Raw genomic sequence first — 17,652 nt, 5'->3', positions numbered from 1 at the left:
ACCTGCTCAATTAAATAACATGAAAATCTGAACTTAAAACTACAACAATAATGGCAAGACCAGTAACACTTTTTACCGGACAATGGGCCGATTTGCCTATTGAAACCATGTGCCAGAAAGCAAAACAATTTGGCTACGATGGTTTGGAACTATGTACCTGGGGCGATCACATGGAAGTTGCAAAAGCCGATCAGGCGTACTGCGACAACAGAAGAGAATTACTCAATAAATACGACCTCGAATTGTATACGATCTCAACACATTTGGATGGCCAGTGTGTTTGCGATCCGATTGATAAACGGCACAAAAGTATAGCCAGCCCGCATGTTTGGGGAGATGGCGATTCGGAGGGCGTACGTCAGCGGGCAGCTGAAGAAATGGTAAAAACAGCCGAAGTAGCCAAGCGACTGGGAGTGGATACCGTGGCTGGATTTACCGGAAGCCCGATTTGGCACATGTTATATTCGTTTCCGCCGGTATCACCTGAAATGATTGAAGAAGGTTATGCCGATTTTGCACGGCGCTGGAAACCGATTCTTGATGAGTACCAAAGCCTTGGAGTAAAATTTGCGTTAGAAGCACATCCTACCGAAATTGCTTTTGATATTCACACTGCACACCTGGCACTAAAAGCATTGGATTATCATCCGGCATTTGGATTTAACTACGATCCCAGCCATTTTGGCTATCAGCATGTTGATTATGTGCGTTTTATCTACGAGTTTGCCGATCGTATTTTCCATGTTCATATGAAAGATGTTTACTGGAGCGATGTGCCAACCGGAGTGGGCGTTTTTGGTGGCCATATGGAATTTGGTGACAACCGTCGTTACTGGAATTTCCGCAGTTTGGGACGGGGTAAAATTGAGTTCGAAAACATTATCCGGGCGCTGAATGATATCGGTTATAACGGGCCGCTCTCCGTAGAATGGGAAGATAGCGGGATGAACCGTGAAGCCGGGGCGGCAGAAGCCTGTGAGTTTGTTAAAAAGATTGATTTTGCGCCATCGGATGTAGCATTTGACGATGCCATGCAAAAAGAATAAAAAGAAGACGTGTAAGGCCGGGAGCAAATTGTTTCCGGCTTTCTTTTTTTCGAACTATTACGTAGAACAAACAAGCCTATATTAAGCTAGTGTTTGAATAAAAGGAGAGTGAATTTATAATCCGGGCCAAAAAATCTGTTGTAAAATACATTAATAAGTGTGCGATGCATGCCAAAAAAACGGCATTAAAAATGGATAACTTAAAATTATTCTACAAATTTGGGGTCGGTTACGCGATGGAAGGTCTTCCTGAACGAATTACAAATGAATTAAGATTTATTTTCTAATACCAACTAAAAATAAAATGACTAATAGAAGAGACTTTATCAAAACATCGGCAATGGCAACAGCTGGCGTAGGGATTGCGTCAGGAATGCCTTTAGCGATGGAATCGTGCTCGGGAGCAAACGATAAACTGGTTTGTGCTTTGATTGGGGCAAAAGGAATGGGATTTAGTGATTTGCAAGCCTTTTTAAAGCAAAAAAATACCGAGTGTGGCGCCATTTGCGATGTTGATGAAAACGTTTTGAATCAGCGTATTGCAGACGTTGAAAAGATTCAGGGAACCAAACCAAAAGGATTCAAGGATTTCAGAAAATTACTGGAAGAACCCGGTATTGATGTGATCATTATTGGTACACCCGACCATTGGCACTGTTTGCCGTTTGTTTATGCGGCGCAGGAAGGAAAACACATTTACTGTGAAAAACCGCTTGCAAACTACATCGAAGAAATCAACATCATGGAACGTGCGTGGAAACGTTACGGAACAATTGCCCAGGTAGGGCAGTGGCAGCGAAGCGATAAGCACTGGAAAGAAGCGGTTGATTTTGTATACACCGGCGCGCTGGGTAAAATTCGTACCGTACGTTGCTGGTCGTACCAGGGATGGATGAAATCAATTCCGGTAATGCCCGACGGACCTGTTCCTGAAGGTGTTGATTACGATATGTGGTTAGGACCGGCAAAAGCACGTCCGTTTAACCCGAACCGTTTTCACTTTAATTTCCGCTGGTTCTGGGATTATGCCGGTGGATTAATGACCGACTGGGGAGTACACATCATCGATTACGGTTTATTTGGAATGAAAGCCAAAGCGCCTAAATCGGTCATGGCAATGGGTGGCAAATTCGCCTATCCTGAGGATGCTTGCGAAACTCCTGACAGCATGCAGGCTTTATACGAATTCGACGACTATACATTACTTTGGGATCATGGCCTGGGAATCGATGGTGGTTACTACGGCCGTAGCCACGGTGTAGGTTTTGTTGGTAACAACGGAACTTTGGTGGTTGACCGTAACGGATGGGAAGTTATTCCGGAAGGTGGAAGAAACCCCAAAATGGATCGCGTAGAATTGAAAAAAGGCGATGGACAGGGATTGAACAACCACATGGCTAACTTTATCGATTGTATTAAAGATGGCGATCAGAATACGAACTGTAATGTTGGGATTGCTGCCAATACCGCTCGTGTAGCCCATCTGGGTAACCTGGCTTTAAAAACCGGTCAGCGTCTTTACTGGGATGCCGATAACAGCAAATTTATTGGTAACGATGCAGCTAACGAACTATTGGTGCCAACCTACCGCGCACCATGGGAGTTACCTAAAGTATAAAAAGACAAATACCAGATATTTTGAAAAAGCAGGCTTATATCGGGTCTGCTTTTTTATGAATCCGATTTTCTATTTGCTTAATAAGGTGCCGTATCCTTATCTTTGAATAAAGATTGAAAGCATGAGTAACAGAAAACAAGTTGAGCTGATAAATTCGATTCCTAAAGCCGAATTGCATGTACACATAGAAGGCACTTTTGAACCGGAACTGATGTTTACCATTGCCGAAAGGAATGATATTCGGTTAAAATATAAATCAGTTGATGAGCTGCATGCGGCCTATCAATTCAATAACCTCCAGGAATTTTTGGATCTTTATTATGCAGGTGCGTATGTTTTGCTTTACGAGCGGGATTTCTACGATCTCACAAAAGCTTATCTGAAAAAGTGCTACGAAGATAAGGTGGTACATACCGAAATCTTTTTCGATCCGCAAACACATACACAGCGCGGCGTTCCGTTTGAAAATGTAATTAACGGCATTTTACAGGCCTGTATCGATGCCCGTAATGAATGGGGCATAACTTACCGCCTTATTCCAAATTTTTTGCGTCACCTGAGTGAGGAGGATGCCATCAAGACTTTTAAAGAATCGTTGCAGTTTGGTGAATTATTCACCGCTTATGGACTCGATTCAAGCGAAAAAGGTCATCCACCGGCCAAGTTTAAAAAGGTGTTTGAAATAGTGCGGTCCGAAGGATTTCTGACAGTGGCTCATGCCGGCGAAGAAGGACCTGCACAAAACGTTTGGGATGCAATAAATATGCTAAAGGTAGCGCGTATCGACCATGGTGTGCGTTCTATCGATGATCCCGAATTACTGGATGAACTGGCGCGTATTGAAATGCCGTTAACCGTTTGTCCGCTGTCGAACCTGAAGCTGAAAGTGGTGAATGATTTGGTTGATCACCCGCTAAAAAAGCTTCTGTATCATAACATTGTTGCTACCGTTAACTCCGACGATCCGGCGTATTTTGGCGGTTATATGAATGCCAATTTTCATGCTGTTGCCGAGGCGCTTAATCTTTCAAACGAAGATATCGTAAAACTCGCGGCCAATTCGTTTAAAGCCAGTTTCCTTGCAGATGAGGAGAAAAAAAATTGGCTGGATGAGATTGCGAAGCTGAGTAGCTAGTCAGTTCATCAGGCACCTGTTAAATTCGGATTTTGTTTTCAAATCAGTAATGAATGATTCCCCTGCGAGTACAAAAATGAAGAAGCGGTAAATAATATGCTTCTTCATTTTTTTTGCTGAATGTTAAGGATTCGTGAAGACAAAATTATTGCGTTACCCTCCAATTGGCATTCCAGTCAAAAGCTTTAATGGATTTTTCGCACGACAACGACTCATCGGCTTCTGCAACGTTGTAAATGCCCGTTTTGCCTTTTATTACAGCAATTTCCGCAGCTTTTGCGGCAGCTTCAACATGAACCGATGCAGGGGCTATCGGGGCATCAAAACCGGTTTTTGGCCCGTACAGTAAACCGTAGCGCAGCACTATTCCTTCCATTCCCGATTCAAGTACCTGACGCTCTAAATTACGGACACCTTCAGCTGTTTCGCCATAAACCGGGTGCGACAATGGCAGTAAAGGATCTTCTTCAAGATGCGGGATTGGGCCCTCATCATATACAAATGATATACTTTGTGCAATAATCCGTTTGCTACCTGCCGATAGTGCAGCTTCTACCAGGTTTTTTGTGCCATCGGTACGCAACCTTGCATTACGCACTAATGCAACTGGCATTTCATCGGCATTTAAGGCATACGGAAGATCGGTGAGCTGGTTTATTACAACATCCGGTTTTATTTCGATAAGAATATCTTTTAAGCGCCCGGCTTCATACACGTCTATTACAACGGGTTCAGCGCCCAATTCCTGAAGTAGAGTTATTTTGTCTTTTGAACGGGTTGTGCCATACACTTTCCATCCGTTTTCGATCAGTAGAGGTGTGAGTACCTGACCAATTGCGCCGGTAGCTCCTGCTAAAAATATAGTTTTCGACATACTTTTTTTCTTAAATTTTGTGAGTGAATTATTTTGCCTGCCAGTAACAACGCTTTGGCGATACAATGACATCTTCCTTTTTTAGCTGTGCCATTGCTTTGTCAACAACTTTCCGGTCAAGACCGGTTATATCAACAATTTTTCCCGCGTTTAACGGAGTGCCGCTTTTTTTCATAGCCTCCAAAACGATCTCTTTTGCTTCCATACTAATTTCATTAATTATTTACGCAGCAAAGATATTGGCAAGTTTTTTCAGAAAAATTAAACTGGCTTAAGAAATCGGGGAGTCTATCAAAACTAAATCGGAGAGTGACTTATTCTACTTTCAAAATTTAACAAGAGTGAAAGCTTTACCTTATTTCGTAATAGAATTGTCAGTATTTCTTTTTCGTAATTCACTCACATATTCGGGAGTTAGCCCAAGGTAAGAAGCGACCATGTATTGCGGAACACGTTGCATAAACTCAGGGAACGAGGTGCTGAAATGGAAGTAAAATTCTTCTTTCGTCATTTCGTACATGTACTTAGCACGAAGCTGCGATGCTGCAAGGTTTTTCTGCATAATTATTCTGAAATACCGCTCCAGCTGAGGCAGTTTTTCAAGCAAAATGTTATAAACACGGTTATCGATTGCTACAATTTTTGATGCCTCTATTGTTTGAATCGTATATTCAGAAGGTGTATTGTCCATAAAACTGAAAAGATCGGAAATCCACCAACCGTCAATGGCAAATTGTGTTATTTGTTCTGCTGATTTTGAGTTGATAAAAAACATCCGTAAGCAGCCCTTTTCAACAAAATACATCGACCTGCATATTTGGCCATTCGAAAGCAGGTCTTCCTTTTTTTGTACCGAGAATGATTTTATGTATTCATTTAGTATTTGTTCATCCTCATCACTGAAATCAACAAATCGTTTAATGTGCTCTTTTAGTGTTATTTGCATATGTTGCTGATTCTGATTTGAGAATATATTTTGCTATTTTTCTCGGTAAGCAATTGGCTATGTTAGAATGGGGTGCTCCTGTTAAGCCTTCTGATGATAATGCATTTAACAAGTCTATTACCGGTTATCAATCACCTCGGGATTCAAATCATGGTTTTGTATCCGAAACCAGGCCATTTCTTCGTATTTCGTTCCGGGTTTTCCGTAGTTTGAAAAGGGATCGATGCTGAGGCCTCCACGTGGCAAAAATTTTCCCCACACTTCAATGTACTTTGGATTCATCAGCGCGATCAAATCTTTCATTATCATATTGATACAATCCTCGTGAAAAGCACCGTGGTTGCGGAAACTAAACAGATAAAGCTTCAGGCTTTTGCTTTCTACCAGCTTTTCATCAGGAATATAGCTGAGGTAGATGGTAGCAAAATCGGGCTGTCCGGTAATGGGGCACAAACTGGTAAATTCGGGGCAGTTAAATTTTACCCAGTAGTCATTTTCAGGGTGTTTATTATCAAATGATTCCAGTACATCCGGACGATAGTTAAAATCGTAATTCGTTTCGTTTCCCAGGTGTTTTAATTCGCTCATTGTTCTGTCTAGTAATAAATGTTCTAAAAATCCTCAATTACTCATTCACTCAATTACGTATTCTCCTTCTTTTCCAAAAATTTTTCAAGCCCTTTATTCCGCAGCTCACAAGCCGGGCACTCCCCACATCCTTTTCCTTTAACGCCATTGTAGCAGGTAACGGTTTCGTTTTGTACCAGTTCAAAAACTCCAAGCTCATCAGCAAGTTGCCATATCTCGCTTTTGTTCTTCCACATCAGCGGTGTATGAATCTGATACGGATAATCCATCGACAGGTTCAGCGTTTCATTCAGCGACACGATAAAATCGTTGCGGCAATCGGGGTAACCGCTAAAATCGGCCTGCCCCACACCCGTAACCAAATGGTGTATATTATGCACCTTGGCAAAAATAGCGGCGTAGGTTAAAAACAACATATTCCGGCCTTCCACCAGCGTATTGGGTGGCGTGTCTTCCGGTTTATTGCGATCTACCTGCATGCTATGGTGCGTTAACGAATTCCGGCTGAGTTGCGAGATCAGATCCATCGGAAAAACCTGTAATGGCACACCGGCTGTTTCGGCGATTATTTTTGCCGATTCCAGCTCAACGGCATGGCGCTGACCGTAGTTAAATGCAATGGCATAAACCTCGTCGAATTTGCGTTTAGCCCAAAACAGGCAGGTGGTAGAATCCTGTCCGCCCGAAAAAACCACCAGCGCTTTTTTCTTATCTGTATTAGCTGTAGAATTCATTTTGCCTAAAGTGTATTAAAGCATTCTTGCAATGAAGCATTTCTGCATTCATAAATCAATCCCTCAGTCCCTCAGTTTATCAGTCCCTCAGTCCTTCAAACTTCAATTTGAATGGATTATACGAAACCTGGTAATCATAGGTATCAATACCTTCCACTTTTTTCACTTTGCCAACCACCCAAATGGTAAGCGGAAGAATGGCAATTTCGTACACCGTTTTAATAATCGCCTGTGTTACAATCATGGTAAGCAGCGCATTTACAGGAAATATTCCCGCAAATGCAATGGTAATAAAGATAGCTGAATCAGCACCTTCACCAACCAGCGTTGAAACAATGGCACGCAGCGAAAAGCCTTTTCCTTTGGTAAGTACCTTAAATTTACTCATAACATACGCATTCAGAAAGGAGCCCATCAGGTAGGCGAGCATACTGGCCGCTACAATGCGCGGGGTACTGCCCAAAACGGTTGCAAAGGCATCCTGGTTTTCCCAGAAAGGTGCGGCATTTACCGAAATTGCCAGTGTAAAGAACAGTACGGCGAGCACATTTACTCCAAATCCTGCCCAAATAATGAGGCGGGTTTTTTGGTAACCCCACACTTCAACCAGCACATCGTTAATAATATATGCCAATGGGAAGATCAATACTCCGGCCGGGGCTGACCACGGACCGATCATCATAATTTTTGAAGCAAGAATGTTGGAAATCAATAAGCAGGTGGCGAAAAGAATACCTGCAAGCATAAACAGAACGGATACTTTATTCTTCATTTCTCTTGTTTTTTACGTGGTTATCAAGAACACGTGGTTAATATGCCGCGAAGATATAAAATTTTCAATATCAGCAAACAAGGGTTTTTTATTTTGGGAATAATGAAGCTAAAACTGGATGGGGTAGAACCAGATCATTTACCCCTTTGGCTGTGGCCATTTCCCCTCGGAAGGGGAAACAGCTTTGTAAAGCCTAAGCGGATTATGTTGCAGGTCCGGCTCAGAGCATGCTCCCCTTGCAAGGGGAGCTCCCGTCGGCTGACGGGTAGGGGAAGAATGGCCGAAGTAATCCCCAAAAGAGAATAGTTACCCTATTCACGAACCAAACACTTTGTTTATTGTTTTGATATATATGATTAAACAAAAAATGAAAAGAAAAACAATAGTTCAACGTAGCTGGTCTGTTTCGCTAATTCTGCTTAGCTTTATAATAAGTGGTTTAATTACTGGCTGTTCAGGGCAAAAGCAAATGATAGATAATAGTGTAGTTAAGGAACTGGACCTCGAAAAGTACCTGGGAACATGGTACGAAATTGCCCGTTACGATCATCGCTTTGAGCGGGGAATGGTGGGCGTTACTGCTAATTATTCCATGCGCCCCGATGGCAAAATAAAAGTAGTAAACAGTGGTTACGAAAATACGCTTGATGGTAAATATTCCGAAGCGATAGGTAATGCCAAAATTCCGGATCCGAAAAATGAACCGGCCAAACTAAAGGTCTCCTTTTTCTGGATATTCTATGGCGATTATTATGTGCTGGAGCTGGATGAGGATTACCAGTGGGCTGTGATTGGCAGTAGTTCAGATAAATATTTGTGGATATTAAACCGTACTCCGCAAATGGCACCTGCAGTGTACAACGATTTGTTGAAGCGAATTGCCGATCGGGGATACGATACTTCAGCACTGATTAAGGTAAAACAAAAAGAAAATAGTTAACAATGGCATTCTATCAATTTAAACGCGAACAATTCATAAAAAGCAGCATCAGCGAGGTGTGGGATTTTATATCCAGGCCGCAAAATCTGAAACGTATTACACCGTCTTACATGGGTTTTGATATCCGCACACCCGATTTACCCAATGCAGCTTACGAAGGGATGATCATCGCCTACACGGTGCGGCCATTGTTGGGAATTTCTACCACCTGGGTAACCGAAATTACACATGTGGAACCGCAAAAATATTTTGTTGATGAGCAACGTGTTGGGCCGTATAAACTATGGCATCACGAACATCATATTGAGGCAGTTAAGGATGGTGTGTTAATGAAAGACATTGTGAGCTACAGTCCGCCGCTGGGTGTTCTTGGGCAGCTGGCCAATACACTGCTTATTCGCAAAAAACTGGAGGAGATATTCGATTACCGAACAAAGGCTTTTGAGGAGATCTTTCCTGAAAAGTTGAGATAGTCGTGAATTTCCCTCTCTATTTCATAAATTATTAAGCTACAGCGAAAAACCGTTTTTTCTCGTTTGAACAAAAAGAAAACCAAAATGTCTTAAAATATATTAAGAAGGTTCTCGTTTTGTAAATACACAACAGTCATAATAAAATTAAAATTTATGAAAACAGGAAAAAGATTAGTTTTTGCACTGGCCCTGATTACGGCCATTTTTGTATCCTGCAGCGATGATGGGGATATGATTAACGACGGCGAATCGTTATTTGGTGTACGTATTGAAGCACTGAATACAGAATTTAGTTTACCGGTTCAGACTTCAATGAAATCTGTAACAACAGACGCTGAATCTATTGCCTGGGATTCGGCACATCTTGTGGTTTCCAGCATTAAGTTCGAGGCGGAATTAAAAAGTGTGGTTACCGGCGAAGACTCGATTGAAATTGAATACAAATGGTACGGCCCCCAAATGGTTGACTTGCTAAACAACGAACTTACCATGGGTAACTTTGTGCTTCAGCCGGGGTATTACGACGAAATTGAACTAAAAGTAAGCGGATTACAGGAAAATGCCGGCGACGACCCCGTGTTCTACCTTGCAGGAACTTATACCAACGACACCGGAACGACGCCAATTGTAGTGATGGTGAATCACGATGTATATTTTAAAACCGAAAAAGAAAACGTGGAAGTCACCGAAGAGGAAATCGATTTTACCTCAATCATTCAGCTTTATTTGGATGAGCTGATGGCCGATGTAGATGTGGCCGATCTTGATAATGCAGAGTTGGTAGATGGTGTGTTGCTGATATCATCTGATCACAATACCGAAATTTATCAAACCATTATCGGTAACCTGGAGCACGATCATCGCACGCATTACAAACACAAACATCACGACGATGACGATGAGCATGATGGTTATGATGATGATCACGACGGTCATGACGATGATTAAGGAATACTTTATCAAATAAAAGAAAAACGCCTGAAGAAATTTCCGCTTCAGGCGCCTTTTTTTAGTTCTATTCTGTCCACCCCGGATCGTATTTCAATTTGAATTCGCGAATCAGGTTAAAACCAAAATACAGGTTTCCATCGCCCCAACTACCGGTACTGTTGGTATACACAGCCTGGTGAAACATCCTGTTGTTGTTCGATAAAACCAGTTGAAACAGGTGTCCTCCGGTGTCGAGGTCAACACCTAACGAAAGCGCATTGTCTCCCATAATATCTGAATTGAACGGAGCCAGGTATTCCAGGTTTGCAGATACTTTTTTGGAGATTCGAACCGAAGCTGCCGTTCCGAGTGTAAATACCGAAAGGTTTCCCCCAACATCATACAGATACCCGGTTTCTAAAAAGCCCGGCGAAAGATGCAAGGCAAATATGCCCATGGTTTTTGAGAGATGAAGTTGTGCATTCCACGATAATTTATCCGAAAAGTTGTCTGAAGCTTCAGGGAAATAATCGCGAATTGTAGGTACAGAACTTCCAACACTTAACACAGCCGAAAAAGGAAAATCGCTCTTTTGCTGAACCAACCGATATTTCGCAAAAGCGTCGTAAGTTTTTAACCAGGTGCTGCGCCCCACGCCAAGGTTAAAGTTATTGCCGAAACCGTACTCAAAACCCAGTCGCATTGAGGCATCATCAAGGCCAAATAATTCGTAAAGGCCGCCGCTGATGTCGCCAAAACGGTGTTGGATGAGCAGTCGTAATTCGCCATCGCCCGCCAGGTTGGCCGATTGACCATTTACAATACGCGTTCCCTGGAAAGCATTTTCAATCACATTCTCTTCTTCCTGTCCCGAAGCTGCACACGTTAGAATTACATGAAGCAGTAAAAACAAACTAATTCTTTTCATATTATTCGTTTAGCGTTTAATTAATTTTCTGATTTGCAATTCGTCGCCATCCTGTACGTGAACAAAGTACAATCCTTGAGGTAAGTCAGAAATATCAAGTTCAGTTCTGTTACCCCTATTTGTTTGGCGAACCGAGCGTGTTTTTCCACTGATATCGATCATCCGAACCTCTACGTTTGTAATAAATTCATGGAACTCGAGTGTTACTCTATCGCTTGCAGGATTTGGATACAGGATAAATGAACTAAGTTGCTGTTCACGAACACTGGTAACATTAAAAATGTCGGTGAAATTTGTATTATGACTGAAATTCAGAATGGTATCGCCAAGTACCTCATTGAGCTCCAAACGCCAGGCGTGATCGGTTGGAGGAGCGTCGTAACTGCCGCTACTGTTGTGGTCGGCATAAAAATCAATGGTATATGATTTGCCTGTTTCAATTCCGTATGTCACAATTTCAAATTCGGCTTCAACTGTAACTTCGGTTTTATATAACTCTGTGCCATCACTTTTATCGATTACCCAAAGATGAAGACTTTGACCCTCGTGAGGATTCATTCCCGAGAACTGCACCGTAAGTTTATTTTGCCACATAATGTCGGTAAAGCTCGTATTGTGGGCAAAGTTAAGCGTGGCATCGCCCGTTACATTGTTCAGTTCCATTTGCCAGGCGTGGTCGGTTGGCGGAGCATCATAAGCACCGTTTCCGTTGTGGTCGGCAAAGAAATTTACAAAGTACGAATGATCTGCCTCCAACCCTGAAACCTGTACCTGAAATTCAGCATTTACAGTTTCTGTGGTTCTGGCAACCTCTTTCCCTGAATCCTTTTCAACTACCGATAAGTAAAGCATTTGCCCAACATGTGGATTCATGCCCGAGAACTGAACGGTTAGCATATGTTTGCCGGTGTTGTTTGCCGATTGTACTACTATTGTACCACGCATTCCCTGTCCTGCATGCGGATCGCATTGGTAGTTGTAAGTTCCGGCAATGGTAAAAGTATGCGAAAAGGTCCATCCCGTTCCAACTGAGTTTCCAAACGATTCCGGATTGTCGGGATACGTGGATGTAGTGCCATTTACATTGTGCGAGCCCTCGGTGTTTTTCCATTCAACAACATCGCCAACATTTATAGTTAGTTCACTGGGAGTAAAAACATTGCTGGTAACCTGCACAACGTGAGTGGTTTGTGCGTTGCTCACTGCGGCCGAAATTAGCACAAGAATTACTAATAATCCGCTAAGTTTTCTGTGTAAAGTAAAATTTGTTTTCATAGGCCTCAATTTTAGATTTTAATGGAATAGAAGATGATTATATCTATAACCGGCAGAAAAAAAGAGGCAAATCTGTTGTTAATTGTCCTTATTTGTTTTTAACCCAAGTGGCAAATACATTGGACAAACACTAAAAATACTGGTCAGTAAAAAAACGATTGCAACCACCAGTAAAATGATTCCCAGCGTTCCACTTACAGTTCCTGTAAAATAGAGTACAGCAAGCACTGCGGCCACAATAATTCTTAAAACCCTGTCAACGATTCCCATGTTTTTCTTCATCTCTTATATTTTAATTTTGTTAACGATCTAATTGTCACTTTTATACATTGTTGTTGATACATCTGTTGTCCCTGAACCTTTCCTGCCATTGTAAACAAGTGAAAGGTATAAAGTGTTGAGAGTTATCATTTCTAGTTAACACTATTCTTGTTTTTCAAGCGTATCTTTCAACCATTTATTGGTCACACTTTTAGGCCGTATAATTGGTTGATTCAACCCCAGGGCAAGAACACTTTGGGCACAAAATCCAAGAACCCGGGAAAGGCCGAATAATACGGTATAAAAACTGTATTTTTTAATTCCGTAATGATAAAGCAGCGAACCGGAAATAGCATCTACGTTGGGATATGGATTGGCTACTTTTCCTCCTTTATAATCTTTTAAAATGTTGGGTACCACATAGTATAGTTTTTTTACGGTTTGCAGGTAAGCAGAATTGGGGCAGTACTTATTTCCAAATTCCATAAATGCTGAGAAGCGCGGATCTGTAATCCGAAGCACAGCATGTCCGTATCCCGGTATAACTCTTCCGTTTTCCAGTTCATTATTGATGTAGGCGGTAATATCGTCGGTTGTTGGCGAATCGCCCAATTGAGCGTGAATACCCTGAATAAACTGCAGACATACCTGGTTTGCCAGTCCGTGTAATGGTCCGGCCAGCCCGTTAAGCCCGGCTGATGCCGCGTAATAAATATTTGAAAGTGCAGAGTTCACTACCCTCGAGGTAAAGGCACTTACGTTTCCGCCCTCGTGGTCGCAGTGCAAAACCAGGTAGAGCCTTAACAGCTCCGAAAATGAACGCTCGGAATTTACTCCTAACATTTGAGCAAGGTTGTTGCTCCAGTCGAGCCTCGGGCTGTAATCTATAGGCTGCTTTTGCAATAAATGAATACGATAAATAGCAGCGGCAATTGTTGGTAGTTTTGATAAAAGATTCAACGAATCTTCAAGGGTATATTCCCAGTATTGCGCTTTGGTCATTTCCGGTGTGCCGTAGTTTTGTTTAAATACTGACCGACCTTCCATGGCCAGAATACACATGCTAAATAGGGTCATGGGGTGCATTTTTTTTGGCAAACTGCGAATAAACGACCACATAAACTTCGGAAGTTTCGATCTTGCATTGATTTCTTCCCGCAATTCCGCCATTTCATCGTCATCGGGAAATTTTCCGGCACAGAGCAAATAAAATATTTCTTCAGGAAGTCTGTCTTCAAATTCCGGAATTGAATATTCGCTGATAAACAATCCTTTGTAAGGATCAACAAAAGATGTATTACACACCAGTGAAGTCATTCCCCGCATGCCACCCAGCAACTGTTTTACTTTAATTTCTCCAATCGTAGTATCTGCATGGTTTTTCAGAATATCGGCAATTTCCCCGCCCAGAATTTCCTTTCGCTTGTTTACATTCTTTTTCAATAGTTCCATGGCTTACAATTTATCGACGAAAGTTTAGGCCACTTTATGAGCTGCCCAATCTTGCTGTCCGTTACATATTTATTTACTGCGATTTAAACGATATGGTTTCACATCCTGGCTTACTTGCAATCGTATACTCTTACATTAAAATCGGATGGAAATAGCAGCCTGCTTCAGAAGAAGAAACGCGTAGTAAAAAATTAAATAAAAAGGCCGGGGCTGTATAATCTTTTTTACAGCCCCGGCCTCTGTTCTTATCGTTTGGTTGTAGAAACCAATGCAACTTTTATTGCTCAAAATTCAAAGACCAATCGGGTTGGAACCAACCTGTTACCACTTCCATTTTGCGGAGGTGTGGTTGTATATTGCCCCATAACTCGCTTAGTTTTTCTGAATGATTTTCCTGAAGTGTTGATTCCAGTTTGCGCATCGACAGCGGGTTCTCTGCCCGGTCCATAACGATCCAGCATGGCGAGTCGTAACCCATAGAAACAGTATACAGATCCCAACCCCAGTTTTCGTCTATGTTCTTGCTAAATTCAATGTATTTTTTCACCGCTTCTGCCATTTCTTTATCATGGCCGGATTTTAAATAGAAAAAGGTCCATTCGCAATACTTGTTGTCTGTTGTTTGACCGGCATAGTCGGCGGTGTGGTACGACAGATCTTTATTCCAGTGAATAATCGTTTCGCGCGTTGTAGAAAGATCTCTGAATTTTTTGCTGGCATCGTAACCGCTATCTTTCATTTTAGCGGTTAATTCGCCAACTTTTGCAAACACCTGGTCCAAAGCAGCAAAATTCTCGAAAGGTACTACCCAGTAAAATGAACTGACATCGGTGCTGTAAGTATACACCGGGACATCAAATTCAAATTTTTTCCACAGTTCAATTGCCTCCTGTTGAGCTTTGTTAAACGATGGCAGATCGGCAGGTTGTACAAACTCTTCAAATACTATAAAGTTCTCGGGCATGGCAGGTGTTTCCTGTGCCTGTAGTGAAACAATTCCCATAAAAAGGAAGAGACAAATAATAATTCCTGTTGTTTTCATTTGGTTAATTTTTTTTGATTTACTCTTCTCTTTACGTAATCAGATCGAATTGGTTATCAAAGTGTTTTGCTGTCAGGTTCACCTCCTTCTAAAACATTTAAAGCCATTTCCATTAATCCTTCATCGTTAATCCTTCATCGTTAGTCCTTCATTCGTAGTTGTTTATCGAAATCATTTCGTAAAACGGATGATACGTGTAATTTTTGCAATGAATTATGGGAAACTTGTTTAATGAGGATTCCGTTAAAGCCAAAATGAAGTTAACAGACTAAAAACTACCACTGCCATGTCATCAACATCTCGCTTGTTTTACATCGATAACCTTCGCATTTTTCTAATCTGTTTGGTTGTATTGTTACATTTTAACATCACCTATGGAGCGCCGGGCGACTGGTACTACAATGAATCGGAAGCCGGTATGCCGGAAATGATACTTCAGGCCATGTTTAATATTACCAACCAGGCCTTTTTTATGGGCATGTTCTTTTTTATATCGGCCTATTTTACCGCCGCCTCCATAAAACGAAAAACAACGGGACGGTTTTTAAAAGACCGCCTGGTACGCCTGGGAATTCCTTTGGTGGTTTTTTATTTTTTCCTGAATCCGTTAACCAATTTTATTCGCGATTATTTTATCAACCACCATGCTATAACTTTTACTGATTATCTCACCAATCCGCGTGCCTGGGGGTTTGGTCCCTTGTGGTTTGTTGAAACCCTTTTTATATTCACCCTGCTTTACCTGCCATTCAGTAAGCTGAAATGGAACATTAAAATGAGTTTTCCCGGTACCGGAATGTTGGTGTTGGGAGCATTTATTGTTGGCTTAAGCCAGTATATTATCCGGCTGTGGCTACCGGTGGGATGGAGCATGCCTTATACCAATTTACAGTTCCCGTTTTTTGTGCAGTACATTGTTATGCTGGTTTTTGGGGTTATCGCCTACAACAACAACTGGCTCGAAGCCATTAGCTTTAAAAGTACCAAACGCTGGTTTATTTTTGCGCAGGTAATGATCTGGTTAGCGCTGCCTGTAGTGCTTTATGTTGGTGGAAAGGAAAAAGGTATTGAGGCTTTTGTGGGAGGTGCAACCTGGCAGAGTTTTGTCTGGGCCATTTGGGAACAACTGGTTTGTGTGGCCATGATCATCGGACTGTTTGGCCTGGCAAAAAGATATTTCAATAAACAAGGTATTTTGGCACAGCAACTTTCCGGCAGTGCATACGGCGTTTTTATTTTTCATGCACCCATAATTGTGGCATTAAGTGCCCTTTTTGTGGGTTGGCAAAACATCAATCAATTGCTTAAGTTAGTAGTGCTGGCACCGCTGGCCCTGGTGGTTTGTTTTGCACTGGCCTGGCTCATCCGACAAGTGCCGGGAGTGAAAAAAGTGGTGTAAATTCAAGTAATAAAACCAGAATCTTTAAGACGAATTAGCTTACTTTTTTAACGAATACAAACCATGCTGAAACGCCTACTTTACTTTGTACTGTTGGGTTTTATTGCCGGATGCAGTAATCCCGGCGGAGAACTTCTTTTTATCGAACCCAAAGAAACAGATGCGTTTCAATACCCTTATTTCCTGTTTATTCCGAAGGGGGTGTCAACGGATGAAAAGGCTTTTGTGTTAATAGAACCCAATAATTCGGGATTTGCCGACGATGATTTGCAAAATCATATTGAAAAGGCCAAACGGACCTCAACGAAAGACTTCTATCTGGGAAATTATGCAGCCCGAAAGCTCAACTGTCCGCTTCTGGTTCCGGTGTTTCCCCGCTCAAAAACAAACTGGAAGATTTATACGCATGCCCTCGACCGCGATGTGATGTTGCAGGAGGAACAGCCCTTAAAAAGAATTGATCTGCAACTTATCGAAATGTATAAACACGCACAAAACCTGCTAACCGATAAAGGTATTCCTTCGCACGATCAGTTTTTGCTATGCGGATTTTCTGCCTCAGCAACTTTTGCCAACCGTTTTACCCTGCTTCATCCCGACCGTGTTCGAGCAGTGGCCGCCGGAGGACTCAATGGCTTGTTAATGCTTCCTGAAAACAGCCTTGATGAGGAAATGCTAAACTATCCGATTGGCACCAACGACATGAAAGAATTAACCGGTAGTGCTTTTCAGAAAGAAACCTTTATAAAAACGCCACAGTTCTATTTTATGGGGCAGCTCGACGATAATGATGCCGTGCCCTATGACGATGCATTTTCGCAAGCGGAACGGGAACAGATCTTTAAACTGCTGGGCGAACAGATGCTGTCCGAACGATGGAAAACGTGTAGCAGGCTGTATAAGGATGCAGGTGTAAATGCCGACATCCGGCTTTACGAAAACATCGGGCATGAACACCCACAGGAAGTAAAAGACGATGTTGTGGCGTTTTTTAATGCGATTCTGAAGTAGGAAGTGAGTTTGGTGTAGATTGTTTCTTTGCCAAGCGCCAAACTGTACACCTTTTCGATATGATTTTAAGCATCAGATTGCCGCAATGACTAACTCGTTGGTGTATATGCAGCAGCGGACAGGATAGAATCGTGCAGGAATGAACATGTGCATTGTTCGCTACCTACTTATACTTGAATCCCTGTCATTGCGAGGAGGGACGACGAGCAATCTTCCTTAACAACCTAT

The 17,652-nt window shown here is 42.1% G+C and carries 19 protein-coding genes; 8 read left to right on the top strand and 11 right to left on the bottom strand.

The window, feature by feature from the left end:
* The first annotated feature begins 50 nt into the window (after positions 1–50).
* The 3 genes from G4420_RS06260 to G4420_RS06250 all read left to right on the top strand — a co-directional run bounded on the left by G4420_RS06260 (position 51) and on the right by G4420_RS06250 (position 3,799).
* A complete protein-coding gene (locus G4420_RS06260; RefSeq protein WP_163322682.1) occupies positions 51–1,046 on the top strand; it encodes a sugar phosphate isomerase/epimerase family protein in 996 nt (331 codons plus the stop codon).
* Between the two features lie 304 nt (positions 1,047–1,350).
* Positions 1,351–2,664, top strand: coding sequence for a Gfo/Idh/MocA family oxidoreductase (locus G4420_RS06255; protein WP_045025769.1), 1,314 nt, complete (start codon positions 1,351–1,353; stop codon positions 2,662–2,664).
* Positions 2,665–2,785: 121 nt separating this feature from the next.
* Positions 2,786–3,799 (top strand): adenosine deaminase, encoded by a 1,014-nt coding sequence (locus G4420_RS06250; protein ID WP_163322681.1) that lies wholly within the window; start codon positions 2,786–2,788, stop codon positions 3,797–3,799.
* A 145-nt stretch (positions 3,800–3,944) separates the two neighbouring features.
* On the opposite strand, the gene G4420_RS06245 is transcribed toward G4420_RS06250, so the two are convergent.
* The 6 genes from G4420_RS06245 to G4420_RS06220 all read right to left on the bottom strand — a co-directional run bounded on the left by G4420_RS06245 (position 3,945) and on the right by G4420_RS06220 (position 7,713).
* A complete protein-coding gene (locus tag G4420_RS06245) occupies positions 3,945–4,673 on the bottom strand; it encodes an NAD-dependent epimerase/dehydratase family protein (RefSeq protein ID WP_163322680.1) in 729 nt (242 codons plus the stop codon).
* 28 nt (positions 4,674–4,701) lie between these two features.
* Complete coding sequence (locus G4420_RS06240) at positions 4,702–4,878, bottom strand: MarR family transcriptional regulator (RefSeq protein ID WP_163322679.1); 177 nt, start codon at positions 4,876–4,878, stop codon at positions 4,702–4,704.
* Positions 4,879–5,028: 150 nt separating this feature from the next.
* Entirely contained in the window at positions 5,029–5,619 is a 591-nt protein-coding gene (locus G4420_RS06235) for a Crp/Fnr family transcriptional regulator (protein ID WP_163322678.1), read from the bottom strand.
* 117 nt (positions 5,620–5,736) lie between these two features.
* The gene (queF, locus tag G4420_RS06230) at positions 5,737–6,207 is read right to left on the bottom strand and encodes a preQ(1) synthase (RefSeq protein ID WP_163322677.1); all 471 of its coding nucleotides are present in this window, start codon (positions 6,205–6,207) and stop codon (positions 5,737–5,739) included.
* 53 nt (positions 6,208–6,260) lie between these two features.
* On the bottom strand, positions 6,261–6,941 hold the full coding sequence (gene queC / locus G4420_RS06225) for a 7-cyano-7-deazaguanine synthase QueC (RefSeq protein ID WP_163322676.1): 681 nt from the start codon (positions 6,939–6,941) through the stop codon (positions 6,261–6,263).
* A 79-nt stretch (positions 6,942–7,020) separates the two neighbouring features.
* A complete protein-coding gene (locus G4420_RS06220; protein ID WP_163322675.1) occupies positions 7,021–7,713 on the bottom strand; it encodes a queuosine precursor transporter in 693 nt (230 codons plus the stop codon).
* Between the two features lie 367 nt (positions 7,714–8,080).
* On the opposite strand from G4420_RS06220, the gene G4420_RS06215 reads away from it, so the two are divergent.
* From G4420_RS06215 to G4420_RS06205, 3 genes are all read left to right on the top strand, one after another.
* Entirely contained in the window at positions 8,081–8,653 is a 573-nt protein-coding gene (locus tag G4420_RS06215) for a lipocalin family protein (RefSeq protein WP_204273606.1), read from the top strand.
* 2 nt (positions 8,654–8,655) lie between these two features.
* Positions 8,656–9,126, top strand: a complete 471-nt coding sequence (locus tag G4420_RS06210; protein ID WP_163322673.1) for an SRPBCC family protein — start codon at positions 8,656–8,658, stop codon at positions 9,124–9,126.
* A gap of 153 nt (positions 9,127–9,279) precedes the next feature.
* On the top strand, positions 9,280–10,074 hold the full coding sequence (locus G4420_RS06205) for a hypothetical protein (protein WP_163322672.1): 795 nt from the start codon (positions 9,280–9,282) through the stop codon (positions 10,072–10,074).
* Between the two features lie 67 nt (positions 10,075–10,141).
* On the opposite strand, the gene G4420_RS06200 is transcribed toward G4420_RS06205, so the two are convergent.
* The 5 genes from G4420_RS06200 to G4420_RS06180 all read right to left on the bottom strand — a co-directional run bounded on the left by G4420_RS06200 (position 10,142) and on the right by G4420_RS06180 (position 15,014).
* On the bottom strand, positions 10,142–10,984 hold the full coding sequence (locus G4420_RS06200; RefSeq protein ID WP_163322671.1) for a DUF5777 family beta-barrel protein: 843 nt from the start codon (positions 10,982–10,984) through the stop codon (positions 10,142–10,144).
* A 9-nt stretch (positions 10,985–10,993) separates the two neighbouring features.
* Positions 10,994–12,259 (bottom strand): T9SS type A sorting domain-containing protein, encoded by a 1,266-nt coding sequence (locus tag G4420_RS06195; RefSeq protein ID WP_163322670.1) that lies wholly within the window; start codon positions 12,257–12,259, stop codon positions 10,994–10,996.
* Positions 12,260–12,337: 78 nt separating this feature from the next.
* Positions 12,338–12,541: a YgaP family membrane protein gene (locus tag G4420_RS06190; protein WP_045025779.1), complete on the bottom strand. Its 204-nt coding sequence runs from the start codon at positions 12,539–12,541 to the stop codon at positions 12,338–12,340.
* A 141-nt stretch (positions 12,542–12,682) separates the two neighbouring features.
* Positions 12,683–13,972, bottom strand: a complete 1,290-nt coding sequence (locus G4420_RS06185; RefSeq protein WP_163322669.1) for a citrate (Si)-synthase — start codon at positions 13,970–13,972, stop codon at positions 12,683–12,685.
* Between the two features lie 277 nt (positions 13,973–14,249).
* On the bottom strand, positions 14,250–15,014 hold the full coding sequence (locus G4420_RS06180; RefSeq protein WP_163322668.1) for a hypothetical protein: 765 nt from the start codon (positions 15,012–15,014) through the stop codon (positions 14,250–14,252).
* Positions 15,015–15,300: 286 nt separating this feature from the next.
* Here G4420_RS06180 and G4420_RS06175 point away from each other — a divergent pair, with 286 nt between their 5' ends.
* Both G4420_RS06175 and G4420_RS06170 read left to right on the top strand, forming a co-directional pair.
* Positions 15,301–16,413 (top strand): acyltransferase family protein, encoded by a 1,113-nt coding sequence (locus tag G4420_RS06175; RefSeq protein ID WP_163322667.1) that lies wholly within the window; start codon positions 15,301–15,303, stop codon positions 16,411–16,413.
* A gap of 63 nt (positions 16,414–16,476) precedes the next feature.
* Positions 16,477–17,424, top strand: coding sequence for an alpha/beta fold hydrolase (locus G4420_RS06170; RefSeq protein WP_163322666.1), 948 nt, complete (start codon positions 16,477–16,479; stop codon positions 17,422–17,424).
* Positions 17,425–17,652 lie beyond the last annotated feature (228 nt).

This window comes from Draconibacterium mangrovi (assembly GCF_010586825.1).
Classification (GTDB): domain Bacteria; phylum Bacteroidota; class Bacteroidia; order Bacteroidales; family Prolixibacteraceae; genus Draconibacterium; species Draconibacterium mangrovi.
This window is presented reverse-complemented; position numbering and strand designations above follow the sequence as displayed.